The 23,504-nt window shown below is 46.3% G+C and carries 25 protein-coding genes and 1 pseudogene; 16 read left to right on the top strand and 10 right to left on the bottom strand.

Annotation, left to right across the window (positions count from 1 at the left end; all coding sequences use genetic code 11):
* Positions 1-205: 205 nt before the first annotated feature.
* The 9 genes from LHUE1_RS04250 to dagF are packed head-to-tail and all read left to right on the top strand — an operon-like array spanning position 206 to position 7,669.
* Positions 206-2,044, top strand: coding sequence for a BglG family transcription antiterminator (locus tag LHUE1_RS04250; protein ID WP_049169338.1), 1,839 nt, complete (start codon positions 206-208; stop codon positions 2,042-2,044).
* A gap of 7 nt (positions 2,045-2,051) precedes the next feature.
* On the top strand, positions 2,052-2,408 hold the full coding sequence (locus LHUE1_RS04245) for a transcriptional regulator (RefSeq protein ID WP_047106955.1): 357 nt from the start codon (positions 2,052-2,054) through the stop codon (positions 2,406-2,408).
* Positions 2,409-2,420: 12 nt separating this feature from the next.
* Positions 2,421-2,780 (top strand): SFCGS family glycine-rich protein, encoded by a 360-nt coding sequence (locus tag LHUE1_RS04240; RefSeq protein WP_049169339.1) that lies wholly within the window; start codon positions 2,421-2,423, stop codon positions 2,778-2,780.
* 12 nt (positions 2,781-2,792) lie between these two features.
* The gene (locus LHUE1_RS04235) at positions 2,793-3,161 is read left to right on the top strand and encodes a DUF4312 family protein (RefSeq protein ID WP_049169340.1); all 369 of its coding nucleotides are present in this window, start codon (positions 2,793-2,795) and stop codon (positions 3,159-3,161) included.
* 1 nt (position 3,162) lies between these two features.
* A complete protein-coding gene (locus tag LHUE1_RS04230; RefSeq protein WP_049169341.1) occupies positions 3,163-3,942 on the top strand; it encodes a DUF4311 domain-containing protein in 780 nt (259 codons plus the stop codon).
* A gap of 12 nt (positions 3,943-3,954) precedes the next feature.
* Positions 3,955-4,644 carry a DUF4310 family protein gene (locus tag LHUE1_RS04225; protein WP_049169342.1) on the top strand — a complete coding sequence of 230 codons (690 nt, stop codon included), beginning with the start codon at positions 3,955-3,957 and terminating at the stop codon, positions 4,642-4,644.
* A 30-nt stretch (positions 4,645-4,674) separates the two neighbouring features.
* A complete protein-coding gene (locus tag LHUE1_RS04220) occupies positions 4,675-5,796 on the top strand; it encodes an amidohydrolase/deacetylase family metallohydrolase (protein ID WP_049169343.1) in 1,122 nt (373 codons plus the stop codon).
* A complete protein-coding gene (locus LHUE1_RS04215) occupies positions 5,793-6,893 on the top strand; it encodes a DgaE family pyridoxal phosphate-dependent ammonia lyase (RefSeq protein ID WP_049169344.1) in 1,101 nt (366 codons plus the stop codon). The genes LHUE1_RS04220 and LHUE1_RS04215 overlap by 4 nt, the downstream gene beginning before the upstream one ends.
* 14 nt (positions 6,894-6,907) lie before the next feature.
* A complete protein-coding gene (gene dagF, locus LHUE1_RS04210) occupies positions 6,908-7,669 on the top strand; it encodes a 2-dehydro-3-deoxy-phosphogluconate aldolase (RefSeq protein WP_049169345.1) in 762 nt (253 codons plus the stop codon).
* 194 nt (positions 7,670-7,863) lie between these two features.
* Here dagF and LHUE1_RS04205 read toward each other — a convergent pair.
* From LHUE1_RS04205 to tnpA, 4 genes and pseudogenes are all read right to left on the bottom strand, one after another.
* Positions 7,864-8,122, bottom strand: a pseudogene (locus tag LHUE1_RS04205) (helix-turn-helix domain-containing protein).
* Positions 8,123-9,321: 1,199 nt separating this feature from the next.
* Positions 9,322-9,609, bottom strand: coding sequence for a Txe/YoeB family addiction module toxin (locus LHUE1_RS04200; RefSeq protein ID WP_277848339.1), 288 nt, complete (start codon positions 9,607-9,609; stop codon positions 9,322-9,324).
* On the bottom strand, positions 9,609-9,866 hold the full coding sequence (locus tag LHUE1_RS04195; protein WP_049169348.1) for a type II toxin-antitoxin system Phd/YefM family antitoxin: 258 nt from the start codon (positions 9,864-9,866) through the stop codon (positions 9,609-9,611). Before LHUE1_RS04195 ends, LHUE1_RS04200 begins: the two co-directional genes overlap by 1 nt.
* Before the next feature lie 246 nt (positions 9,867-10,112).
* Positions 10,113-10,562 (bottom strand): IS200/IS605 family transposase, encoded by a 450-nt coding sequence (gene tnpA / locus LHUE1_RS04190; protein ID WP_213291484.1) that lies wholly within the window; start codon positions 10,560-10,562, stop codon positions 10,113-10,115.
* A gap of 74 nt (positions 10,563-10,636) precedes the next feature.
* Between tnpA and LHUE1_RS04185 the strand changes: the two genes are divergently transcribed.
* The 3 genes from LHUE1_RS04185 (at position 10,637) to LHUE1_RS04175 (ending at position 12,969) form a co-directional block, all read left to right on the top strand.
* Complete coding sequence (locus LHUE1_RS04185; protein WP_213291485.1) at positions 10,637-11,887, top strand: RNA-guided endonuclease InsQ/TnpB family protein; 1,251 nt, start codon at positions 10,637-10,639, stop codon at positions 11,885-11,887.
* Between the two features lie 389 nt (positions 11,888-12,276).
* Positions 12,277-12,567, top strand: coding sequence for a hypothetical protein (locus tag LHUE1_RS04180; RefSeq protein ID WP_049169243.1), 291 nt, complete (start codon positions 12,277-12,279; stop codon positions 12,565-12,567).
* 123 nt (positions 12,568-12,690) lie between these two features.
* Entirely contained in the window at positions 12,691-12,969 is a 279-nt protein-coding gene (locus LHUE1_RS04175; RefSeq protein WP_049169241.1) for a type II toxin-antitoxin system RelB/DinJ family antitoxin, read from the top strand.
* A gap of 206 nt (positions 12,970-13,175) precedes the next feature.
* Here the strand turns inward: LHUE1_RS04175 and LHUE1_RS04170 are convergent, their stop codons facing one another.
* From LHUE1_RS04170 to LHUE1_RS04160, 3 genes are all read right to left on the bottom strand, one after another.
* Positions 13,176-14,654, bottom strand: coding sequence for a 6-phospho-beta-glucosidase (locus LHUE1_RS04170; RefSeq protein ID WP_049169239.1), 1,479 nt, complete (start codon positions 14,652-14,654; stop codon positions 13,176-13,178).
* A gap of 134 nt (positions 14,655-14,788) precedes the next feature.
* Positions 14,789-15,148, bottom strand: coding sequence for a PTS lactose/cellobiose transporter subunit IIA (locus tag LHUE1_RS04165; RefSeq protein ID WP_049169238.1), 360 nt, complete (start codon positions 15,146-15,148; stop codon positions 14,789-14,791).
* 13 nt (positions 15,149-15,161) lie between these two features.
* Positions 15,162-15,482 carry a PTS sugar transporter subunit IIB gene (locus LHUE1_RS04160; RefSeq protein WP_049169236.1) on the bottom strand — a complete coding sequence of 107 codons (321 nt, stop codon included), beginning with the start codon at positions 15,480-15,482 and terminating at the stop codon, positions 15,162-15,164.
* Between the two features lie 224 nt (positions 15,483-15,706).
* Between LHUE1_RS04160 and LHUE1_RS04155 the strand changes: the two genes are divergently transcribed.
* Entirely contained in the window at positions 15,707-16,420 is a 714-nt protein-coding gene (locus LHUE1_RS04155) for a GntR family transcriptional regulator (RefSeq protein ID WP_277848340.1), read from the top strand.
* A 135-nt stretch (positions 16,421-16,555) separates the two neighbouring features.
* Here the strand turns inward: LHUE1_RS04155 and LHUE1_RS04150 are convergent, their stop codons facing one another.
* Positions 16,556-17,278: a GntR family transcriptional regulator gene (locus tag LHUE1_RS04150; protein WP_049169232.1), complete on the bottom strand. Its 723-nt coding sequence runs from the start codon at positions 17,276-17,278 to the stop codon at positions 16,556-16,558.
* A gap of 423 nt (positions 17,279-17,701) precedes the next feature.
* Here LHUE1_RS04150 and LHUE1_RS04145 point away from each other — a divergent pair, with 423 nt between their 5' ends.
* Positions 17,702-19,078 carry a glycoside hydrolase family 1 protein gene (locus LHUE1_RS04145; RefSeq protein ID WP_049169231.1) on the top strand — a complete coding sequence of 459 codons (1,377 nt, stop codon included), beginning with the start codon at positions 17,702-17,704 and terminating at the stop codon, positions 19,076-19,078.
* A 40-nt stretch (positions 19,079-19,118) separates the two neighbouring features.
* A complete protein-coding gene (locus LHUE1_RS04140; protein WP_049169230.1) occupies positions 19,119-20,435 on the top strand; it encodes a PTS sugar transporter subunit IIC in 1,317 nt (438 codons plus the stop codon).
* 224 nt (positions 20,436-20,659) lie between these two features.
* Here LHUE1_RS04140 and kduD read toward each other — a convergent pair whose 3' ends face one another.
* Both kduD and kduI read right to left on the bottom strand, forming a co-directional pair.
* Positions 20,660-21,484, bottom strand: coding sequence for a 2-dehydro-3-deoxy-D-gluconate 5-dehydrogenase KduD (gene kduD, locus LHUE1_RS04135; protein WP_049169229.1), 825 nt, complete (start codon positions 21,482-21,484; stop codon positions 20,660-20,662).
* 31 nt (positions 21,485-21,515) lie between these two features.
* Positions 21,516-22,361: a 5-dehydro-4-deoxy-D-glucuronate isomerase gene (gene kduI / locus LHUE1_RS04130; protein ID WP_049169228.1), complete on the bottom strand. Its 846-nt coding sequence runs from the start codon at positions 22,359-22,361 to the stop codon at positions 21,516-21,518.
* A 265-nt stretch (positions 22,362-22,626) separates the two neighbouring features.
* Between kduI and LHUE1_RS04125 the strand changes: the two genes are divergently transcribed.
* On the top strand, positions 22,627-23,427 hold the full coding sequence (locus tag LHUE1_RS04125; RefSeq protein WP_217774469.1) for a hypothetical protein: 801 nt from the start codon (positions 22,627-22,629) through the stop codon (positions 23,425-23,427).
* The last annotated feature ends 77 nt before the right edge of the window (positions 23,428-23,504 follow it).

Raw genomic sequence — 23,504 nt, 5'->3', positions numbered from 1 at the left:
TTAAATGCCGTTTTATAAGCATCTTAATAATTCGCTACCGAAACAGAATCAGACCGCAATTTTCATAAATGGAACAGACCAATCAATTTCTTGTTGACGCGATCACATATTATTGCACGATTAATCGTGCAAACATTTCCTGTTGTTTCGTTTGAGAAAGCGCTTTACAGTGATGATAGACATTAACAGCAAAGGGGGTGAACAGATGACATTGAGTAGCCGGCAGCGACAACTTGTTTTGCAGTTGTTGAATGCCGAAGGGGCGGTGACCGCTAAGCAATTAGCTGAATCGGCAGGGGTTAGCGTCCGGACTGTGAAGTATGATTTGGCCGACATTCGCGATTGGTTGGCGGCGAAGGGCTCCGCGTTAAAGAGTGCGCCACGCAAAGGGATTTGGATTGAGGCGGGTGATGCTGCCAGAGCGGCCTTGCGTGAGAAAATCGATGAACAAATTGCCGATCATTATTTAGCGCCGAATGAGCGCATCATCCGCATGATTTTGATTCTTGCGCAAACCGGTGATTACACGACTCAGCAACAGTTTCAAGCGCGGGTGAATGTCAGCCAGACAACCGTCAACAATGATCTTAAGAAGCTGGCGGTTTATCTACAGCAGTTCAACGTGAAGCTGACCAGTAAAAACTACTATGGCTATAAGCTCAATGGCACTGAATTGGACATTCGCCGCTTGTTAGAACAGTTGATCACCCAGCAATTGAATCGGAAGACGCTCATGGCGGAATTGGTCGATAGCCTAAGCACCAAAAGCGAGCCGAAGCGGGCAGTGATTTTGACCGGTGAGGCAACATTTGATCACGCGTTTAACACGATTTTGAAAGAAGCCATTCGCTTGGGCAAAACGGAAGCACACATGCCGGATCCGAGCGAACTGATTGCGACGATCATTCGGTTGACGATCGGTGTGATTCGCCAAGGTTTTAATCAACTGGTGAATAGTTATCACCGCGTTGCCCAGTCCCATGCCAAGCAACACTTTACTGACAAGCTGATCATGAACACGCTAGCCTTTTATAATCTGCCGGCGCTGACAGATGATATCGCGTATTACCTTGGCCAGCGTGATCACGACCAGCCGGCTGCTCAGGATCACAATCTGGTGGCGATGACGCATCGCATCATTTTGGCGGTTGGCGCGTTGGTTGATCATGATTTCAGTCATGACAGTCAGTTGCAGGAGAATTTGTACCTGCACCTGAGCCAGTCTTTAGGCAAGCACAGTCAGCTTCTGGAATATAGTCCATTCACGCAAGACATTAAGCAAGAATATCCGGGCTTGTTTGCGGCTATTGAAAAAACCGTCAATAAGGAATTGGCCAATGATCAAGCCGTGTTGAGCGAGGCGTTTGTTTCTTTCATTGCGTTGCATTTCATGGTCTCGCTTAATCGCGACAGTCAAATGCGAACGGTGCGGGTTGCTTATGTCTGTGCGACGGGTATCGGGATTACCAATTTGATTCAGCAGCGGATTGCTTCGGCTATCCCGAATATCGAACTGGTGGGTTTTGCTTCCATTGACGATGCGCGGGCCTTGATCGCACGTGAACAACCGGAATTGGTCATCAGCGTTTTTCCACTCAAAAATGTGGATGTTCAGGTGATCGAAGTGCAGCCATTGCCTAATGCCACCGACATTGCGGCGATTCGCCAGGCAGTCGCCAAAAAATTACAGGTACCGCTGGCGCAAATCAAATCGCAGCATTCCGTCGTACCGATCAAACCAAAGCCAAACTTGGAACAGCAGACGCAACAGACGATTTTGACCATGTTCAGCATCTATTCGGAACTCAAGCTGCAGTTGCCGACCAAAATTGATCCGTATTACGGCGATGCGTTCATGATGCACGTTTTTCTGGCGGTGCAACGCATTATGTTTAACAAACAGTATCAAGGCAAGCCGAATCATGATGATCCGAAATTAGTCGGGACCGTCGAGCATGTCTTTTCGGATCATGGACTGGCGATTAATCGGGCTGAGGTGCACGCGATTCTGGAATATTTGAGCCTAAGTCATGCAACATCTTAGAAAGGGGATGACACCACTGGAAGCCAACGATGAATTACCGGAAGAAGTTCAAACAATGATCCAACAAAGTAGTGATGCGCAGGCGGCGGAAGCGCTGGTTCGTTATGTCATTGGATTAGCCGCAGCCGCGGAGATTCGATTTACCGATGTTCAGCTACAGGTGCTCACGAATCACTTAATCGAAATGCTGAACCGTTCTCAGTCTGGTGAACAACTCCCAGCGGTCGATCCGCAAATGTTTGCCGATGTTTCCCAAAAGTCGCTTGACTTGGCGGATCAGGTTGTTCGGCACATCGGGCATTTGGCCGTCGCCGAGAAGTATATTTTATCGATTCATTTTGAAGCAGCACAGAACAAAATTTAGGAGGATTTAACCATGGTTAAAGTTGTTATTGCAGATCGAATGGGTAAAGGTCAAAACGTTGCAAAAGGTGTCGAGGCCGCTGGCGGTACCGCTGTTGTCGTACCGGGCATGGGCGCCGATATGCGTTTGGGTCAGGTCATGGACAAAGAAAAAGCGGATATGGGCATTAGTTTCTGCGGTTCTGGCGGTGCCGGTGCGATCACTGCGCATACGCAATTTGGTTGGCCGGAACGTCACGGTATGCGTTCGATTCAAGAAGGCGTGACCGCGATTGAAGAAGGCACCAAGGTTCTCGGCTTCGGGTTTATGGATCAGGAAGCATTGGGGAAAGCCTTGGTCGAGGCGTGGAACAAGAAGTATCCAGAAGCTTAAGGAGTGAGCAAGATGACGGTCGTGAATGAAACCAAACGTCAGGTGGTCACCGTTTCCGGCAAAGGCGAAACCAAACAACAGGCGTTTGCCGCCGCTTTTAGCAGCATCCAAAAGCAACTGGTCGGCAACGGCGATGAAGCCATTTTACGGATTATTCCGGAAAAAGTTGAGCCGCTTAAGTTAGTTAAATCCAGTTATACCGAGAAGTTCCTGTTCTTCTTTTTCAAGCGGACGCGAACGACGTATGCGGTTACGTTGGCCGTGACGGTTGCGGTGAGTGCGATCGATCTTGACGCTTTGACGTTTGAAGATGTCACGACGCCGTCACCGGATGCACTTTCATTGCCAAATTTGAAAAATATGTTGAAGGGTGTGAAATGAATTGCCAATATTAACAATCTTATTCCAGTCGATCATTATTGGTGGACTGGTAGGTTTTGCGGCAGGCGTTGGGGCAGCGCGGATGTTTACGGCACCGAAAACCCAAGCCTTGGGCGCATTCCGTACCTTGGGGGAAATGAATGCGGCAGAAGGCGATCCGGCTTCGCATTTTAGCTTCGGTCTTGGATTCTTCTTCAATGCTTGGGCATCAACGGTTGGTGCTGGCGCGTTTACCCAGGATATTACCCACCGTGTGATTCCGAACTGGGCAGCGGCAGGCTTGTTGATGAAGAATCGCAATGTCGAACAGACCATGCATAACCCGAAGAAAATGGGAATTGCCGGGGCGATTGTCGGTGCAGTGGTTGTGGTGTTCCTAAATGTCACTTCCAGCTCGATTCCGGAATCGTTGCAGGTAACGGCGGTTAAGGTGCTGGTCCCAGCTGCCAATCAACTGATCAATCTGATCATGCCGATTCTTTTCTGGCTGGCTGCAATTGATGCCGGCCGCCGCTCCGGATTATTCGGCACCGTTTTTGGCGGATTGTCCGCAATGATCATGGGCAATGCGGTGCCCGGCGTAGTGCTGGGCATTTTAATCGGAAAAGGAGTCGACGAACTCGGCTGGACGCGGATTACGAAGTCCATTTTGGCCGCAGCGATTCTGCTGTTTGTCCTATCCGGCTTCTTCCGTGGCTTTGATCTTAACTTGTTGAAGTCCTTTAACCTAAATGCGCCAGGTTGGTTGTCGAATGTCCATCAAATGATAGGCGGAAAGTAGGGGTGTTGACGTATGGCGGATAAACAAACCACCGCAACTGCGGACGAAGAATTGAAGGCAGTTGCAAACGAACATGACTTTTGGCACGCAGACTGGGGCTTCGTTGTGATTGTCGCGTTGATGTCGGCAGGGGTCTTTGCCGGGACGTCCATGTATTTCAATTATGGTGTCGGTGCCTTCAACGAAGTCGCGATCGTGGCGATGTTGAAGGCGGGGATGACAGGCGGTTCTTACGGTGCCGCCGCGGCGTTTGGCGCCAGCTTCCTGTTCGCTCGGATCTTGGAAGGCTCGCTGGTTGGGATTCTGGATCTCGGCGGCTCGATTTTGACCGGTGTCGGCATCGGGATTCCGGCCATCCTGCTTTCTGTTGGGGCTAAACCTTTGGTCGCCAACTTCGGACTGGCGCTTTTAACCGGTGCTGTGTTGGGCATTATCATTGGGGTCATCATTTTCCTGGTTCGAAAATTTACTATTAATCAAAGTAATGCCACATTTGGCGCGGATGTCATGATGGGCGCCGGGAACCAAACCGGCCGTTTCCTCGGTCCGCTGATCATCCTGAGTGCCGTCACCGCCAGCATTCCGATCGGGATCGGCAGCACAATCGGCGCAGCACTCTTCTACGCATGGAAAAAACCAATCCCGGGCGGTGCGATTATTGGGGCTATGATTATGGGATTTTTCTTTCCAGTCAAACTTTAGAAGAAGTTTTAGAAAGGCAGGTCATCACTTGTGTTTGATGTTTTAATCAAGAACGGCAAAACAGAACGCGAACAGCCGATTGAAGTCGGCATTAATGGCAACCGAATCGCGGCGATCGCACCGAAGCTCGAAGGGGCCAGCGGTCAAAAAGAAATCGACTTGCATGGCCAGTCGTATGTCAGTGCAGGCTGGATTGACGATCATGTGCATTGTTATGAAAAACTGGCCTTATATTATGACGATCCCGATGCTGATGGTTACAAGTCCGGCGTGACAACCGTTATCGACGCCGGTTCAACCGGTGCGGACAATATTCGCGATTTTTACAACATCACCCGGGACAAAAAGACCAACGTTTTCGCTTTGATTAATATCGGGCGTACCGGCATTTTAGCGCAAGACGAATTAGGCGATATGGAGAAGGTCAGCAAAGAAGCCTTATTTGACGCAGTGGTCGATTTGCCTGATTTTATCGTCGGGATCAAGGCGCGGGAAAGTCATTCAGTGGTGATTGACAACGACATCAAACCGTTACTGGCAGCGCGGTCATACGCGGCACTACTCGGGCATTTGCCGATTATGGTGCATGTCGGTGCAAATCCGCCAGAGCTTCAGGACATTTTGCAGGCGATGGGCGCAGGCGATGTCTTAACCCATGCGTACAATGGCAAGCCGAATGGGATGATTGACGAAAACGGCGAGATCAAGGATTTCGTTTATGATGCCTACGATCGCGGCGTGGTCTTCGATGTTGGTCACGGAACCGATTCGTTTAATTTTAAAACCATGAAAATCGCCCGCGACCATGGGCTGGATCCGAAGTCGCTGAGTACCGATATTTATCACCGTAATCGGGAAAATGGACCGGTTTATGACATGGCAACCACTATGGAGAAAATGCTTCAAGTTGGCTACACCTTGCCGGAAGTGATTCGGATGGTCACGTTTGCGCCGGCTGATACTTTCCACCTGCTGAACAAAGGGCGCCTGCGTCCGGGCAAAGATGCTGACATTACCATTTACAATGTCACGACGGGTGATAAAGTATTAACGGATTCTAATGGCAATACGGAAACCGGCCATCAATTGATCACCCCAATCTGCACCATTGTTGGCGGGACGGTATATGACTTGGAGGCACAGCGAGCATGACAGACTATTACAGCACTTATGATTTAAAACACGTGATTAACGCCAGTGGCAAAATGACCATTTTGGGCGTTTCCAAAGTTCCGGAGGCCGCGATTCAGGCGCAGCAATTTGGCGACACCCACTTTTTTGAAATGAAGGATTTGACCGACAAAACTGGCGCCTTCATCGCTAAAAAGTTAGGGACAGAAGGCGCACTGGTGGTGAACTCGGCGTCTGCGGGGATTGCGGAAGCAGTGGCCGGCATCATCGGTCGCGGCAGCAAGTATCATGCTTACCATCCGTTCTCACCGCGCTACACCAAGCGCGAGATCATTCTGCCAAAAGGTCAAAATGTGGACTATGGCACGCCGGAAGAAGTCATGATCGAACTCGGTGGTGGCCAGGTGGTTGAAGCCGGCTATGCCAACATGTGCACGCCGGAACACGTTGAGATGATGATCAATGAGAACACCGCAGCTATTTTCTACGTGAAGAGCCATCATGCCGTGCAAAAGAGCATGTTGACGATTCAAGAAGCGCTGGAAGTGGCGCATAAGCATGAGCTGCCCTTAATTCTTGACGCTGCGGCGGAAGAGGATCTGAAGAAGTACGTCGACATGGGCGTTGATGTGGTTCTGTTCTCCGGTGCCAAAGCGATTGAAGGCCCCGCTTCCGGTCTCGTCTTCGGCAAGGAACCGTACATCAGCTGGACCAAGTTGCAGGGTCTGGGCATCGGTCGCGCGATGAAAATCGGCAAGGAAAATATTCTCGGCTTCACCACCGCGCTCGTTCAGTATCTTGATCATGGTCCGGAATCCGGCGAAGCGATGAAAGCTCGGCTGCATCCATTCGTGGCGGCGCTCAATGATGTGCCACATCTGAATGTTAAGGAAGTCCAAGACGGTGCCGGGCGGCCAATTTTCCGCGCCGCCGTGACTGTCGAAGCTTCCAGCCCGAAAGACGCCAAGCAGGTAACTGCCGAACTCAAAGCCGGCAATCCAGCGATTTACACCCGCGAATATCGCGCCAATGAAGGTATCATCGAGTTCGACATCCGTGCCGTCGATCAAGCCGAAATGGATCTGATTGTTCATCGCCTCAAGGAAATTCTCGCCTAGAAAGGATCGCTCCCATGAATTTAATCCCAAACTATTACAAAAATCGCGTCGCCCTGAACGTTTTGGCTGGCTCCGTTGAAAATGCCAAAGAGATCTACGAAGCTGCAGAAGGTCATGTCGTCGTGGGCGTTTTGACCAAAAACTACGACACCGACGAAGCCGCGATTGAAGATATGAAAAAATACCAGGAAGTCACCGACAACGGCCTGTCAGTCGGCCTCGGCGCCGGCGACCCGAACCAAAGCACGATGGTCAGCCGCGTTTCCAAGGTCTTGCAGCCACAGCACGTTAACCAAGTCTTCACCGGCGTCGGCACCAGCCGGGCACTTTTGGGACAAGCCGACACCGTGATTAACGGGTTGGTTTCGCCAACCGGCAAAGTCGGCGTGGTCAACATCGCCACTGGTCCAAAAAGCAGCCAAAAAGCAGCCGCGGAAGTGCCAGTCGAAACTGCCATCGCTTTGTTACAAGACATGGGCGGCACCAGCTTCAAGTTCTTCCCCATGGGTGGTTTGAAACACGAAGCCGAATTCCGTGCCGTTGCCCAAGCCTGCGCGGCAGAAGGGTTTAACCTCGAGCCGACCGGTGGCATTGATTTGGATAACTTTGAAGCTATTCTTCAAATTGCGCTGGATGCCGGTGTCAAGCAGATCATTCCGCATGTTTATAGTTCGATTATCGATAAGGCGACTGGTTTGACGCGCCCGGAAGATGTTGCTGCGTTGTGGCGGATTACCAAGCGATTGGTTGATGCGAGTGAGTTGGTAGCGGAGTAGGAAGTTTTTGCAACGAAGTGTATTTGGAAGGTATAGAAGTTAAAAGCCTACAGACAGCACAATGCGGTCGGTAGGCTTTTTATTACGTTGATTCTTAGACATTTTCAGCTCAGCGGAACTGGAGATTGTGGTATCGATACCACATCGGTTGGGTAGTTTTAAGTGATGCAACATTTTGCGACTCATCAGCTAATTTATGAAGTGATGGAAATTTTCAACTTAAGGCCAAGCCCAGCGGCATAGCGATTAAGCGTCGTAAACGAAGGCAATGTATCAAGCAATTCGATCTTGGCTAATCGCGATTGCGTCATGCCGATCTTTTTCGCGAGCTCTCATTGAGAAATACCGCGGCGGATACGTTCGCTATGCAATTCAGCGAGTGTGTCGATGATGAGTGGTTCTTGTGGAGGTAGTTGCGTTCATTTTCTTTTCGAAGTCGGTCCAGGTTGGCATGGTTTGCGCTCCTTTCAGGGTAACTGATTGATACAAAGACAGTTTTAGTCATGGGGTGCATGCTTATCTTACCAATATCCGACGCCAAAGCACATTGATTTTCTGCATAAAAAAGAAGCCACCCCAAATGGCTAGCTTCCTTGGTGATGACTTGTCCACCTTCGACAAGCAAATTTTAACCTGTCAGCGACCTCTTTGACAAATGGTTTGCTGGAGCGGAAGAACAGAACAGGCAGCTACAAATCCTCGTTTAGAGAAATTGAATCAATAAAAAACGATCGTTTCCATAAGGACTATCCCATGTATAGCATGTTATCTGGTAGACTAAAAAACGATAGCGGCTCAGCTATTGCGTCCGCTGGACCCATAATGGTACGCGACACAATTTCATCTTGGATTGCCGAGGTCATCACCAAGGCAATCATTACCGTTGCTGCCGCAGCAATTGTCGCGATAGTTAAATATGCTTATAAGAGCGCTGCAAGGCGTTTGCGCAAGCGTAAAAAGCGGTAAGCTGTGCAGAGTTCTAGTGCTGACCACATTAGAACTCTGTTTTTATGCAATAAAAAAACGGCTCCCTTTCAGGGAAGCCGCCACCGTTCGAACGATCTTTTAACATGCGGTTGACTAGTCCGCGATGACCGTTAAATGGTACGCTCCAATTTCATCCTACAAAAAACTTATCACGTCCAAGCACTCTTGTCAATTACAACGCAATTGACGTATGTGTCAAAAAGAGCGGCTCCCTTTCAAGGAAGCCGCCAACCGTTCGAACGATCTTACTTAATGCAGGTGGTTAATCTGCGGTGACCGTCAAATGGCACGTCTCATTCTCATCCTATATAAAACGTATCACTTGCAGCACTTTTTGGCAACCACAGCGTTAAAGTAGGATGTGGTGGGTAAGCAGAAGAAAAAAAGAAGCCGCCCCGCATGGCTGACTTCTTTGGGTGATTATAATGGATGAGTTCGAACACAAAAATCAGAGCCTATTTGCCGTCTTTTTGCAATACGGCGAGCTCGATATTAAGAATACCAGTCATCAAAAGAAGGAGCGTCCCCCAATCGAGTGATGGCCACAAGTCAATTCTTTTCTGTATAAGACATTTTCGTATAGCGGATTTACGTAGTTACTGCATAGGAAGTTCTTACTCGGTAAGAAAAAACTGCCCCGCAAGCGGCTAGATTCTCTTTGACTATCACGTAGGTTTTCGTTGTTCATAGTGTGACCACGCTGACCAAATTTTAATAAGGTGAGCTTTTTTGTCAACCGTATAAACGACTCGATGTTTGCTGTTAATCCGCATAGAGTAAATTTTTTCTGCTTTTGGCTGAAGCATCTCGTGATGGTACTTGCGGCTAAAAGGATTCTCTTTTAGTGTTTTAATGATGTCCATGTACTTCTCAAAAAGATTAGCCTTTTGAAGTAACAGTTCATCTTTTCTTTTAACATCGCGATGCGGTATGACGTGCCACTCGTTGGTCATCAATAGGCGTTTTTCTCATTGAAGTCACCCGGTTTTTCGTTTTCCATTCGCTGCATAACGACATCCAGAGTCCCTGTTCGTTGTAAGAAATCCAGTTCTTCTAACTTTTCATAGCGGTCTTTGCTGATTAAGATAACGCCTTTATTGGGACCTTTTGGTTGCTTAAGAGTGACCTCCATTTCTTCGTTCTTATCCACTATTTTGTTTAATAAGTCAAACAAATTCTTGCGTAGATTTGTGGGGGTATATACTTCCATGATACCAGCCTCCTTAATTTACTTACATGTACATTATAGCGTACGCTTTTACGTTCATCAAGCTTGTTGTTGATTGTGTTTTTGCTGAACTTTATTTGACATACATAGATTACGCGCAAAATAGCATTTAAGAAGGTTCTTATGGTCATCGCGATTTATTTCTTCAGAAATTCCTCTTGACTGGCGTTTTAATTATGGTTGGCCGGAAATCCCGTGACTTTAGTCATGGGATGGATAGGCCCGCTCTCAACGCCTGTTAGGGCGTTTTTTTAGTTCGTTGTATTTTTGGTTGTTGATGTAATGCTCAACGACGCCCTTGCTCATGTTGCCAAGCGTACTCATGTAGTAGCTGGGTGCCCATAAATGCCCACCCCAATATTGAGAACGACAAATTTCCGGATGCCGTTTGAGAAAGATAAAGGCACTTCTACCCTTGAGCGCCTTGATGGCACTGGTTGGTGCCTTGCTAGGCGGAAAACTGATCAAGACATGGACATGATCGGGCATGACTGCCATTTTTTCGATCACAATCTCATTATCATCGGCAACCTTTTGTAAAATGTTCTTCATTTCATCTGCCAGTTCCTTAGTCGCAAAAGTTTGATTGCGATATTTCGTGACCCAGATCAAATGGTAATGAAAATTATAGATATAGCGTCTGGTATAAATTGCGCCTTGGATTTTTTCTTTAGTCATAAAAGTCACCTCAATTGTTGTAGTCATTGACGAATGCTATAATACCATTATAGCAAGAAAAGAGGTGCGATCAAATGAAGTCAATGGCACAATTAGAATATCATTATGGCTTGAAGGTTCGCATCTACCCAAGTGACCGCCAAAAGAAATTGATTAAGCTTAACAGCGATGCCAGTCGCTTCGTCTATAACGAGATGGTTGCGATCGGTAAAGAACTCTGGCAATTAAAGCAAGTTAAGCTACCAATTGATACGGTTCAAGACCGAATCAAGCAGCTTGAATTACGGCAAAATGCCAAGCAACTGTCAAATCATTTCCAATTCTTAGAAGACAAGCGAATTGACAGTCTTGCTAAGGCTAACGCTATCCGGAACTACCGCAAGGCATGGAAAGCCTTTCGAAAGGTTCATGGTACTGGCGTCCCAAAATTCCACCGTAAGAGCTATGCTTGGAGTTATCAAACTAATTGCCAATATATCCAGCAGAAAACGACGCTTCTAACAAATGGGACCGTCTGCTTTGAAGATGGCAAGCACGTCTTAGTGCCTAAGTTAGGTCGCCTTCGCATTAAAGGCTCCCACAGACGATTACTGAATCGAAAAGCAGAAACTCGTATTGGCACGGTCACGATTACTAAGGACGCCGCAGACCGTTTCTTTTTATCCATGCAGCTGGGTTCTGATACACCCTTCATGCCGAAACCTGCCAAGACCAATCGGCAAACCGGCATTGACCTCAACACGGAAAACTTCTTGACGACCAGTGATGGCAAAGTCGTCGCCAACCCGCGCTACTATCGAACAATTAAGGGACGATTGGCAAAGGAACAACGTGTTTTGTCACGCCGTGCTCGAAGGGCAAAGAAGGAGCATCGGCCGTTACGTAACAGTAAAAATTACCAAAAACAGCGCTTGTTAGTCGCCAAGATTCATGCCAAGGTTCTAGATCGTCGTAAGAACTTCCTGCACAACGTCTCAACCACACTCATCAAGAACCACGATTTGGTGGTTGCAGAGGAATTGCGCAGTAAGAACTTACTAAAGAATCGTGCCTTGGCCATGAGTATCGCAGACGTAGGCTGGCGTACATTCTTAGGCATGCTAACTTACAAAGCTGACCTTTATGATCGCCAGTTTGTAACGATCAATCCTAAGAATACCACGCAAACCTGCCATCATTGCGGCTTCGTCATGGGGACAGAAGGCACTAATAAGCTGACGCTGGCTGATCGAGAGTGGACGTGTCCTAAATGCCAGACCCATCACGTTCGCGATCACAATGCCGCTCAGAACATACTGATCAAAGGTATTGCTAAATTAGCCTGATTAGGCTCGTCCCTATGGCAACCTGGGGACGCTAAAGGCACTGGTAATTGCCGTGTAAGACAAGCAGTTCGTAGAACTGCCTGCAGTGGTGTATCTGTGCAAATTGTGATTCAAGTGCTCGTAACGGGGGTGTTTGCTCACAAGCCACTGACTTTAGTCAGTGGTGGTTGACATGTACTGTAAACCGAAAAGTTCTGATAAAATTAAAGAGAAAGATAGCTCGTTATTGCACCATATCATTGACAGAAGCAGAAGAACCAGCGTATTCTACCTATTGTAGAGAGTAATGGTTACTATTTAATTTGCTCAGAGTTGAACGATTTGGAAGTGTCCAGCTCTAATAGTTGTATCTGGCGTAAAAAGCGGATAACAAAGCGAGGGTGTTAAAAATGAAGGACTTATTGATCAGGCATCAACTGGAAGAAAGTCACCCGATTCGTGAATATAAGGCACAGATGATTCTTAAGGCATTAACAGCGACTGCCACGGTGTCTGAACCCAACGCGAAACTGGAAGCATTGCGTCAAGCAAATCAACGCACTAATGCGGTTATCGAGAGAGTTGTAGACGAAGTTAAAAAGGACCGAACCGTATTTTGTCGGGAACAATGTGGCCTTTATCAGCTGCGGGAACAGAAGGTCAACCGTATTCTTGATGACCTTACGACGGAATCAAAGTAACCTGCATTGAGTGCGTTGTGTACTCTAGACGAGGAAAAGCAGCAGTTATGCATGGTTACATACACTGCTAGCTGGATCCAATTTAGAATTAAGTACTTAAATAGTTGCATTGAGGTGAACTTTATGGCGACTGCGAAACAGACCACCATGACCATCCGACTTGACGCGACAACGAGAGACGCAGCTGAACAGGTGTTTGAAGCGTTAGGAATGGACTTGAACACGGGCATCAATATTTTCTTAAAGCAAGTTGTTCACGATCAGGCTTTGCCTTTCACGCCGACAATGGAAGACTCACTTGATCAGGCGACTGAACAGTCAATTCAGGATTTAAAGGTTGGCAGATATCAGGACTTTGACAACTTGCGGGATCTTTTTAAAGATTTACATGACGAAAATTAACGAATTACCTAGCGGAGTTGTGCGAAATGCGCGACTCTTTTTTTTGTTTCCGAAATTCTGAATTAACTGAATCAAAGTGCATCAAAATAGCGGCGAACTATTCCAAAGGTCGGCAAGGCCTTGCAGGAATGATTCGCCGCTTTTAATTGATATATAGTTGTTAAAATGTGCGCCGTGGCATCCAGAAATGGTCTTTTTCTATACGATTATTCTGGTTGCTTAGAATGGCTCTCGTTACGAACTGGTTCTAAGTCAGATCCATTTGTTGCAATGACGTGTTGATACCAATAGAAAGAATCTTTTTTAAACCTGCGATCGGAGCCTTGACCGTTATCGTCGCGATCAACATAGATCAAGCCGTATCTTTTGGCCATTTCTCCCGTGCTAGCGGAAACAAGATCGATGGGACTCCACATGGTATAACCAATGACGTTAACGCCATCTACAATCGTTGCAAGCTTCATTTGTTCAATGTGATCATGTAAATACTTAATGCGATAGTCATCATGCACTTTTCCATCAGGAGTCAGCTTGTCGTAAGCGCCAATACCGTTCTCGACAATCATAATCGGTTTGTGCCAGCGATCATTCGCCCAATTAAGAATGTAGCGTAGTCCGATTGGGTCAATCTGCCATCCCCACTCTGACTTTGACAAGTAGGGATTTGACACTAAATCGTTATGTTCATCGAATGCCACTTTCCCGTCTTGACGGGCTTCGGTTGCAAACGAGAAGTAATACGACATACCCAAAAAGTTAGCAGTTCCTTCCTGCAGATCCTTTCTGTCACTTTCGGTTATCTCAATGTTGTACTGTTTGCTCTTGAAATAATTTAAAAGCCAAGCAGGGTAACTTCCGGTTAATTGGACATCCCCGAAGTAATAGCGGTATTGCATAGCACGTAAAGCAAAAAGTTGGTCACTCGGTTTGGCTGTCAGCGGGTAGATTGGAACCATGGCCAGCATGGCGCCGACTTGAAAATCGGGGTTAATTTCATGCGCCGCTTTAACCACTTTTGCGCTTGCAACCATTTCATTGTGCGCCGCTTGGAACATGGCTTCTTCCCAGTTATCGTCGGTACTTAACTGTAATCCCGAATCCTGAAGAAGATGGTGGGGTAGTCGCCAATCTGATTGGTTGTCGATTTCATTGAAAGTAAGCCAATATTTGCCTTTGTCTTTATATCGCTTAAAGACGGTGGTGGCAAAGCGCACAAAGAACTCAATTAACTTGCGGTTGCGCCAGCCGCCATAAGCCTTCACTAAATGATACGGCATCTCAAAATGTGATAAGGTGATGACCGGTTGGATGCCTTTTGAAAGAAGGGCGTCAAACAGGTCATCATAATACTTGAGACCTTCCTCGTTAGGCGTTGTTTCGTCACCATTAGGGAAGATTCTGGTCCACGCAATTGAGGTGCGTAAGACTTTAAGGCCTAAGTCTGCAAATAAGTCGATATCTTTAGGATAAGTTTTGTAGAAGTCAATTCCCCAATGGTTGGGATAATTTTTTTGCGGGTCGATGTGCTCTGTTACTTGACGAACAGGTTGAGTGCGGCTGGCTGCGGTCATGACATCTGCAATTGAGACGCCTTTACCACCGGCCTGCCAGTTACCTTCCACCTGATGGGCGGCCATAGCACCGCCCCACAAGAAGTTGGGAGGCATTGCAGTGTTCTTTGTCATATTGATTTAAACTTCCTTTGACGGATTTGGATAGCATGTTTCCGGACGCTTTTGTTAAAAAGGGCCAGCTTACGTGAGTCTCTTGCTATCGACATGTTAAGCAACTGGATTAATGCTTTTCGTGCGTGACTCAGCTACTCCGTTACGTTAGAGTCAGCCAATCTTTTGTATAAGGCCACAATTTCGCCAGCAAGATCGCGAAAAGTGATAGCGTTCATCAAATGATCCTGTGAATGAACCATTAACAAGGTCACCGGAACATGTTTGCCCTGGGCCTCGTTGGTCAACATACCTGATTGCGAGTTGTGGGCTTTTGCCAAGAAGTCATCAGCTTCTTTCAGCTTGCTATCTGCTTTTTGAAAGTTGCCTTCTTTTGCTGCAGAAATAGCTTCAAAAGCAGAACTTTTAGCATTACCGCCATTGACAATCAATCCCATAACAGTTTCTAGGTTGTCTTCATTTTCGTTGGTATTGGTCTTTGCCTTTTCTGACATTGCTACGCTCCCGTTATTTGTCTTCTTGGTCAATAATTTTGAGTGCGGCCTTCAAAACATTTTCGCCGTTCATCATGCCATAGTCCTGCATATTAATGACTTCAACAGGAAAATCGTATTTGGCGGCGAGGTCTTTTTGCATATACCGGACTTGAGGACCCAGCATCATCACATTTGGGTTTTCGCCATTGATTTTGTTACTGATATCAGCTGAAGCGGTGGCGGCAATATCAACATCAATATTGTCCTTTTCTGCAGCCTTTTGCATCTTGGTTACCAACAGGCTTGTTGACATACCAGCATTGCATACGAGTAGAATTTTCTTTTTAGCCATTGTGTACAATCTCCCTTGTTAAAATCGAGCTATTAAAAAGCAACCGTTTTCAATCGGCAGCTTTAATATAATTCATGGGTATCAATTTTGCAAGTGCCCATGAATTTTTCTTTTGGGGTTTGAAATCATGACAATCTATTTGACCAGTGCTGATGTTCTTTTATTGCTTGTATTGTGGCAATATAGAGTTAACTTGCATTCGTTTCTAGGGAAGGGATTTTTTGATGACGAAATATCAAGAAATTGCGGATAATATCGCACAATCAATTCGTAATGGAGAATATCCAGATAAGTTACCAACTGAAGCAGATTTAATCAGTCGATATCAGGCTGGACGAAACACGATACGCCGAGCGATTGATGTTGTTTATCGCAGCGGACTTCTTAGGCGCGTGCAAGGTTCAGGCTTTTACGTCAATCACATGCCGGCAACGTCAAACGCCATTATTAATTTAGTGACACGTGCTGATGTAGCGATGCATAATAAGCATCAGCATCTGACTTCTCACGTTATTACCTTTGACAAAATCAAAGCCGGTTCGGATTTAGCGAAATCATTGGACGTTTCGCAAAATAGTGAACTATATCGCGTCGTTCGACTGCGTTATTTGCATGCTGCTCTGTATTGCTTAGAAGAGGCTTACTTTACCCTCCAAGCAGTTCCGTTTTTGTCAACTGAGGCTGTTAACCATTCCATTTTCGAATTTTTGCATGAGGCTTATCAGATTCGGATCTCAGAGTCGGAGAATCTGGTTCGACTTGCCATGCTGACAGCAGAGCAGGCAGCAGTTATGAAACAACCAGTGGGCAGACCGGTGCTCGCTTTGGATCAAACTAACTATTATGGCAAAGGCGTTCCGTTTAATTATTCGACAAGCTATTACGTGTATCCCGACTTGGGTTTTTATTCGCGATCATTTCCGGTCACGGCCGGATAAAGTCGAGTTGGGATTTTTTGAAGAAGACTATCGTTGTTCTACAAAAATAGCCTATCAAGGACTCGTAAAACCGAGTCTTCGATAGGCTATTTTTTTGACTTTAATTGCGCTGGTCGCTTGGACGTAAGGATCATGTCACCAAGTATCTGGCGGATTAATATTAACGTCGGCAACCATGTTACTTGTTTGATAAGGAAAGTGCGTTTCGGAGTACTCGAAGGGCTCGCCCTCTTCCGTGTAGCTGATTTGCTTAATCACCAAAACCGGATCGTTCAGTTGAACACACATAGCTTTGACATCGTCTGCGGTGGCTTTAGCTGCGGAGATAATGCGATGTGATCTTGAGATTCGTAAATGGTCAACTTGGGCAAGATGTTTGTAGATGGATCCCTCAAGCACTTTTTGCGTTAGTGTTGTGAGCTTAGTAGGCATAATGGTGTGTTCGTAGGCAAAGACTTCACCATCGATATAGCGCACTCGACGGATAACGTAGACAGGTTCATTTGCATCGATGAGTAAGGCCTGCTGTTCCTCTTTAGTCGGCAAACGGGCGCTTAACTCAAGTACCTTACTGGTTACATTTCGTCCGGCATAGGTTTTGGTCGCACCGACCGGCTTATCGATGGATGCCTCCAATTTGTTTTGATGGACATCCTTACGTAAAAAGGTGCCCGCACCACGTTTAACATAGACGACTTCATCGTGAATGAGTTGCTCGATAGCCTTGCGAATGGTTAACCGAGTCGTATTAAATTCATTAGCCAAACTCTCCTGATCAGGCAATAAATCACCAGGCTGATAAGAGCCATCGGTGAATTTTTTTCGGAGTTTTTGGGCAATTGTTTGATATTTATACATTGGTGTGTTGACACCTCCTTTTTTCGCTGCAATTAATGTAGTTTTAACTGTCATTTTACGGCAAATGGCCGGCAAATTCGAGTCCGAATTTGTAATATGTATATACTTATTTTTATAAATGTGTTTACAGGTGAAACGACTCGTGCCATAATGTAACCGAATTCATTGGGAATTCATAAAGCAAGCGTCACTGCGCCAATGTAAAAATTTTTTGTGAGTTGTTTTGCCAAGGTCTGTGAACTCATTTTGAGGCGAAATATCTCGGACTCAGTGGATGCTCAGTTACATTAACGCGTTCGCAGTCGCAGAAATCTCCGTGTAAGGACCTCAAACCTAAATGGGCAAAGCCCAGCCATTTAGGTTTGAGGCCACTTACACTCCGATTTCTAAGCGCTCCTGCTCACGCTCACAGGAGGGTTATAAATGTCACAGCCACTACCCCGCGGGTTTTTGTGGGGAAATTCGACATCAAGTATGCAAACGGAAGGGGGATGGAACGAAGGAGGAAAAGGACGATCCGTTTATGACATTCGAACGGCCACGAACAACAGTAGTGACTGGCATGTCGCGATCGACGAGTACCACCGTTACGACGAAGATCTGGATTTAATGGCAAATCAAGGTATGAATTGTTATCGATTCCAAATTTCGTGGAGCCGGGTTTGCCCGACAGGCGACGGTGATTTCAACGAAGAAGGCATTCAATTCTATGACGATTTGATTAATAAGCTTTTGAGTCGAAATATCACACCGATGATTTGTCTTTATCACTTTGACATGCCACTAGCTTTAGCTGAAAAGTATAACGGATTTATTGATCGACATGTTGTAGATGCATTTGTTCGCTATGGGAAAGAAATGATCAAGCGGTTCGCTGACCGCGTGCCATATTGGATTACTTTTAACGAACAGAATCTTTATTCAATGCCTGAAGTCTTTCAAATTTCAGGCTATCTAAAAGGGCCACAGTCAGATGCTGATATGTATCGGATTAGTCACCATGTGATGGTTGCGCACGCTAGAATTGCAAATTATCTACATGCACACACCCAGTCAAAAATTGGCGGCATGTTGGCATATCAGGAAGTTTATCCCGCAACATCTCGGCCGCGCGATATTTTTTATGCGCGAAGAATTGATGAATTTCTCAACCGAAATTTGTTAGATGTTTTCGCTTATGGCAGGTATTCTTCGGAAGTTTTGACTTTTCTAAAGCGGAAAAATATTGACCTAGATTTAACTGAAGAAGACCAAAAAGCCTTTAGCAAGTTACACAGCGACTTTATTGCGTTTAGCTATTATCGTTCATTGCAGATTAATAGTGATCACGTTCCGATTAATGTTATTCCCAATCACTATCTTGACTTTGGCGCTGAAGAAGTTCCGGGATTACCAGTTAATGAATGGGGATGGAATGTTGATCCAACAGGGTTCCGCGACATTCTGACGAAGACATATAATCAGTATCATTTACCAATGTTTCCAATCGAAAACGGCATTGGGATGCGTGAAAAGTTCAATGGCTCGATGATCCAAGATGACTATCGGATTGATTATCATCGTCGGCATATTCAAGCCTTAAAGAAGGCTGTCTTTGATGATGGCGTGGAAGTTATTGGCTACTTGGGATGGGGATTGATCGACATTCCCAGTTCTTCAGGAAATATGGATAAGCGCTATGGCATGGTTTATGTTAATCGGACAAATCACGACTTGAAAGACTTAAAACGGATCCCTAAAAAAAGCTATGGCTGGTTTAAACACGTCATAGAAACTAATGGTGCCGATTTGGATGATTAGGGTTTTCAATTTGTTTCATCAATAATGGGAGATGAATTGCATGGGTTTAGAAGATTCAAAGTTTGGACAGGCGTTTGTTAAGTTCGCTGTAAAATTAGGCGACGAAATTCATTTGCGGTCGTTGCGCGATGCTTTTGCAACGATCATGCCGCTATATATCTTGGCTGGACTGGCAACGCTCTTCAACAACACTGTGTTTACGTGGATTTTCAAAGGGAAAACGTTACTTCAGGTTCAGTATTGGGGCACAATGCTATCCAATGCCACACTGAATGTTTCAAGTTTGCTGATTGCCACAATGATCGGTTATTTTCTGGCTAAGAACCGCGGCTTCGATAATCCGATTGCTTCAGCTATGGTTTCAATGGCGGCTTTAATCACCATGATGCCAAACACGGTTTCGTTAATTCCAACCGGAGCAAAAAAGGCAATCGATGTCACTGGCGCCTTGTCATTTAGCAATATGGGGACAACAGGCATGTTTGCCGGCATTATTATTGGCTTACTTGCAACGGAATTGTTTATCTGGGTATCTCATATCAAGCACTTGCAGGTTCATTTGGGCGATCAAGTACCGCCTGCTGTGGGCAACTCGTTTAATGTTTTGATTCCAATTATTCTTGTTCTTTCGTTTTTTGCTTTTGTTTCCACGGTTCTGTTTGATACGACGTCAATGAACTTGATCAGCTTGATCACAACGTTCATCCAGGAGCCATTACGACATATTGGTACTGGCGTTGTCGGAACAATTATTATTTACACGTTGGCCAACCTGCTATGGCTTTTCGGCATCCATTTTTCGGTCATTTACAGTTCTATTTTGGAACCGCTGTTGATCATCAACATTGTTCAAAATACGGCTGCCTATAGTGCGGGACATGCGATTCCTAACATCATTAACTTGTCGCTTGTTCAATCCTTTGGGCTAATTGGTGGTTCGGGTGGCACCCTATGTTTGTTGATCGCAACGTTCCTGGTCAGTCGGAATAAAGCTGCGCGCAACGTTGGTAAATTTGCGGCATTACCAGGCGTCTTCAACATCAACGAACCGGTTATCTTTGGCTATCCAATTGTTTATAACGTTTCGCTGATTATTCCATTCATTCTCTTGCCATCAATTGGTATCTTCATTGCTTGGTTGGCAACAACACTGGGATGGATGAGTCCGATGGTGATTCAGGTTCCTTGGACGACACCGGTCTTCATGAACGCATTTTTAGCTACATCTGGTGATTGGCGTTCTGTTGTGGTTCAGGCTGTCGTTGTCTTGATCGGCATCTTGCTATATATCCCGTTCGTCAAAGTTAATGACAATGTTGTGGCAAGACAGGCTCAAGAGGCTGCTAAGGAAAATTAGTGAGACAAAATTAGTTTTTAACAAGATCAGGTGTGTGTATTTTAAACTTAGCTCCCTGTTAAGAAGACTAGTCCTTTTGACAGGGAGTTTTTTGATGCGACACTTAATGCTTGTTAATTTAAAGAGGCACCGGAAACGTTCAAGCGTCTCCGATGCCTGTTTGGTTTAGAAATCATTGTAATAAGGAACAATCAAGTTGTGTGCTTAATTTGAAAGCTCGAAAGTTAACGCGTCAGATAACCACCATCAACCGGAATGATCGCACCGTTGATATAATTAGCAGCATCACTAGCCAAGAAGACGGAAACCCCCATTAATTCATAAGGCTCAGCCCAGTGTCCAGCCGGGATGCGGTCGAGGATTTCTTGGTCGCGAGCTTTATCTGCGCGGATTGGGGCGGTGTTTTCGGTCTTGATGTAGCCTGGCGCAATGGCGTTGACCTGAACGTTGTAGGCGCCCATTTCGGAAGCGAAGGCCTTGGTTAAGCCGGCCACACCGTGCTTACTTGCTGTGTAGGACGGAATATACTTGCCGCCTTGGAAGGACAGCATGGAGCCGATGTTGATGATTTTGCCGGATTTTTGCTTGGCAAAGACTTTTGAAACAGCTAGGGACATGTGATAAACAGCGCTGAGGTTGATCGCGATGACCTGATCCCAGTCTTTATCTTTGGATTCGAGCAGGGGATTACGGCGAATCATCCCGGCGTTGTTGACCAAGATGTCGATGTGGCCCATTTTGTCGACGGCTTCGGCAACGACTTTATCGGCGATGCCCGGTTCGGTTAAGTTGACTTGCATGAATTCAACTTTGTGGCCGCGTTTTTCGATTAAGCGACGGGTGTTGTCCCATTCGGCGGTGCCAAAAGTCGGGATGAAAATATCGGCGCCGGCTTCGGCCATCGCAACGGCGTAACCCTGGCCGAGGCCGGTATTGCCGCCGGTGACAATGGCAACTTTGCCGGTCAGGTCGAATTGCTTCATTTTAAAATGATCGAGTTCGGCTTCGTGTCGTTTGATTTCTTCTTCGGTTTGATGAATTTCTGCCATTTTTTAAACGCTCCTTTAATGAGTTTAAATGTTAACGTAATTCAGACATTGGTACCTGATCCATATCATCGTAGGTTTGGTTTTCACCGCACATTGCCCAGATGAAGGCATAGTTGGTGGTGCCGACACCGCAATGAATAGACCAGCTTGGGTTGACCACCGCTTGTTCGTTAAACAGTGCAATGTGCCGAGTTTCGTTCGGTTCGCCCAGGAAGTGGAAGACGCGGGTATCAGGTTCAGCGAATTCAAAATACATATAAGTTTCCATCCGCCGTGCGTGGGTATGGGCCGGCATCGTATTCCAGGAAGAGCCGGGTTCGAGGACAGTGTAGCCCATCTGCAACTGGCAGGTGTCCATTTGTGAAGCGTCAATGTATTTGTAGATCGTGCGCTTATTCATATGCGCCTGATCGCCCATTGGCTTTGCCAACGCATCGGCAAATGGCAACTTTTTATTCGGATAGGTTTTGTGTGCCGGCGTCGAAACGACATAGAACTTAGCTGGGTTAGCCGGATCGTTTGATTTGAAAATAACATGCTTGGTGCCCATGCCCACATAGTAACCGTCGTGAGTCGTCATTGGCTCTTCGGTTCCGTCGATGGTGATACTACCTTCGCCGCCAATGTTGATGAGCCCTAATTCGCGGCGTTGTAAGAAGAAATCAACGCCTAATTCTTTTGATAGCGCAATTTCCAGTGGCTGATCAGTTGGGGTTACCCCGCCAAAAATCATCCGATCGTTGTAAGTATAGGTGAGTAAAATATCGCCAGGCGCAAAGATCTTTGGCATCAAGAATTCCTCACGCAGCTTATCGGTATCGTAATGTTTAATGTCTTCAGGGCTATGCGCGTAACGCGTGACCATATTGAATGACAATGAAAAAGCCTACATTTCTTTTAAAGAAACAATGTTTATTATTTTGCACAAGTCCAATATAGCATGACTAGTCAAAAATGCAAGCGCTATTATGAAATTTCGGCCACCGTTTGACAGCACACATTCGCTTGCCATACGATACAGTTGCCTTTTGTTAAAAACGGTCTTTCTTAATCGGAAATTTCGAGCTGGCAAAAGGACATGGTTTGCTGAGCCTAACGTTTGGCTACCGAGTTAGCAGTTAATGACTTTGAGGAGGCACATGATGACTGAAATAACCTTGCAATTAAGACATGAAGATCAAACGCTTAAAACCGCGACGAGTGAGACTAGAACCTATTTGGCCTATCACAAACAGTATGCTTTGGGCGATTACTATCAGGTTCGAGTCAGTGACGCACCCGCTTATGTGTGGGTGCAATTGGATGCGAGTGTGGCACCATCGCTGGTGTATCTGAAACAAACCACGTGGGATTTTCGGATTCCGTTTAACTTGCAGAAGGAATGGCCGTATCCGGATGGGGCATTTTTAGGAACGAACCACTATGCCTGGGTGCGGGTGGCACATGAAGGTGAGCTAACTGTTTCACGCAATTTGGCGCTGAACACCTATGACCAGCATGAAGCAACCGGTGCCTATCCCCATGCGTCAGCCAATGCGGAGACGCGGGATGAACTTGTGTTTTATGCCAAGAATGTCATTGATGGGGTGATTGCTAACGAAAAGCATGGCAGTTACCCATTTCAGTCGTGGGGAATTGCCGAGCGCCCTGACGCTGAATTGACATTGGACTTTGGCCGGGAAGTTTTGTTGAATCGCCTTGTGCTGATTTTGCGGGCTGATTATCCGCATGATAGTTATTGGCAGGAAGTCACCGTCGTATTTTCCGATGGCAGCAGCGAAAAGCTTGAACTTAAGAAGACGGCAGCACCGCAGCAGTTTGACATCACGCCGCGGAAAGTGACGTGGCTGAAACTTACGCAGCTGGTAAAGGATCAGGATAGCTCGACTTTTCCGGCGCTTACTGAGCTGGAGGCGTGGGGTAAAGAGGCGTTCGCAAAATAGTGACGATCACAATATTCAGCATGAAAAATGGCAGCCACTTTGCTTATGGTGATAAGCAAGGCGGCTGCCATTTTTGC

Origin of the sequence: Lacticaseibacillus huelsenbergensis, from assembly GCF_029726355.1 — a bacterium.
GTDB lineage: Bacteria > Bacillota > Bacilli > Lactobacillales > Lactobacillaceae > Lacticaseibacillus > Lacticaseibacillus casei.
This window is presented reverse-complemented; position numbering and strand designations above follow the sequence as displayed.

What these genes read in the sequence shown, in the direction of transcription:
- LHUE1_RS04250 (WP_049169338.1), top strand. Translation starts at nt 206, where the DNA reads ATGACATTGAGTAGCCGGCAGCGACAACTTGTTTTGCAGTTGTTGAAT.
- LHUE1_RS04245 (WP_047106955.1), top strand. Translation starts at nt 2,052, where the DNA reads ATGACACCACTGGAAGCCAACGATGAATTACCGGAAGAAGTTCAAACA.
- LHUE1_RS04240 (WP_049169339.1), top strand. Translation starts at nt 2,421, where the DNA reads ATGGTTAAAGTTGTTATTGCAGATCGAATGGGTAAAGGTCAAAACGTT.
- LHUE1_RS04235 (WP_049169340.1), top strand. Translation starts at nt 2,793, where the DNA reads ATGACGGTCGTGAATGAAACCAAACGTCAGGTGGTCACCGTTTCCGGC.
- LHUE1_RS04225 (WP_049169342.1), top strand. Translation starts at nt 3,955, where the DNA reads ATGGCGGATAAACAAACCACCGCAACTGCGGACGAAGAATTGAAGGCA.
- LHUE1_RS04215 (WP_049169344.1), top strand. Translation starts at nt 5,793, where the DNA reads ATGACAGACTATTACAGCACTTATGATTTAAAACACGTGATTAACGCC.
- dagF (WP_049169345.1), top strand. Translation starts at nt 6,908, where the DNA reads ATGAATTTAATCCCAAACTATTACAAAAATCGCGTCGCCCTGAACGTT.
- LHUE1_RS04200 (WP_277848339.1), bottom strand. Translation starts at nt 9,609, where the DNA reads ATGACCAACGAGTGGCACGTCATACCGCATCGCGATGTTAAAAGAAAA.
- LHUE1_RS04195 (WP_049169348.1), bottom strand. Translation starts at nt 9,866, where the DNA reads ATGGAAGTATATACCCCCACAAATCTACGCAAGAATTTGTTTGACTTA.
- tnpA (WP_213291484.1), bottom strand. Translation starts at nt 10,562, where the DNA reads ATGACTAAAGAAAAAATCCAAGGCGCAATTTATACCAGACGCTATATC.
- LHUE1_RS04185 (WP_213291485.1), top strand. Translation starts at nt 10,637, where the DNA reads ATGAAGTCAATGGCACAATTAGAATATCATTATGGCTTGAAGGTTCGC.
- LHUE1_RS04180 (WP_049169243.1), top strand. Translation starts at nt 12,277, where the DNA reads ATGAAGGACTTATTGATCAGGCATCAACTGGAAGAAAGTCACCCGATT.
- LHUE1_RS04175 (WP_049169241.1), top strand. Translation starts at nt 12,691, where the DNA reads ATGGCGACTGCGAAACAGACCACCATGACCATCCGACTTGACGCGACA.
- LHUE1_RS04170 (WP_049169239.1), bottom strand. Translation starts at nt 14,654, where the DNA reads ATGACAAAGAACACTGCAATGCCTCCCAACTTCTTGTGGGGCGGTGCT.
- LHUE1_RS04165 (WP_049169238.1), bottom strand. Translation starts at nt 15,148, where the DNA reads ATGTCAGAAAAGGCAAAGACCAATACCAACGAAAATGAAGACAACCTA.
- LHUE1_RS04160 (WP_049169236.1), bottom strand. Translation starts at nt 15,482, where the DNA reads ATGGCTAAAAAGAAAATTCTACTCGTATGCAATGCTGGTATGTCAACA.
- LHUE1_RS04155 (WP_277848340.1), top strand. Translation starts at nt 15,707, where the DNA reads ATGACGAAATATCAAGAAATTGCGGATAATATCGCACAATCAATTCGT.
- LHUE1_RS04150 (WP_049169232.1), bottom strand. Translation starts at nt 17,278, where the DNA reads ATGTATAAATATCAAACAATTGCCCAAAAACTCCGAAAAAAATTCACC.
- LHUE1_RS04145 (WP_049169231.1), top strand. Translation starts at nt 17,702, where the DNA reads ATGTCACAGCCACTACCCCGCGGGTTTTTGTGGGGAAATTCGACATCA.
- LHUE1_RS04140 (WP_049169230.1), top strand. Translation starts at nt 19,119, where the DNA reads ATGGGTTTAGAAGATTCAAAGTTTGGACAGGCGTTTGTTAAGTTCGCT.
- kduD (WP_049169229.1), bottom strand. Translation starts at nt 21,484, where the DNA reads ATGGCAGAAATTCATCAAACCGAAGAAGAAATCAAACGACACGAAGCC.
- LHUE1_RS04125 (WP_217774469.1), top strand. Translation starts at nt 22,627, where the DNA reads ATGACTGAAATAACCTTGCAATTAAGACATGAAGATCAAACGCTTAAA.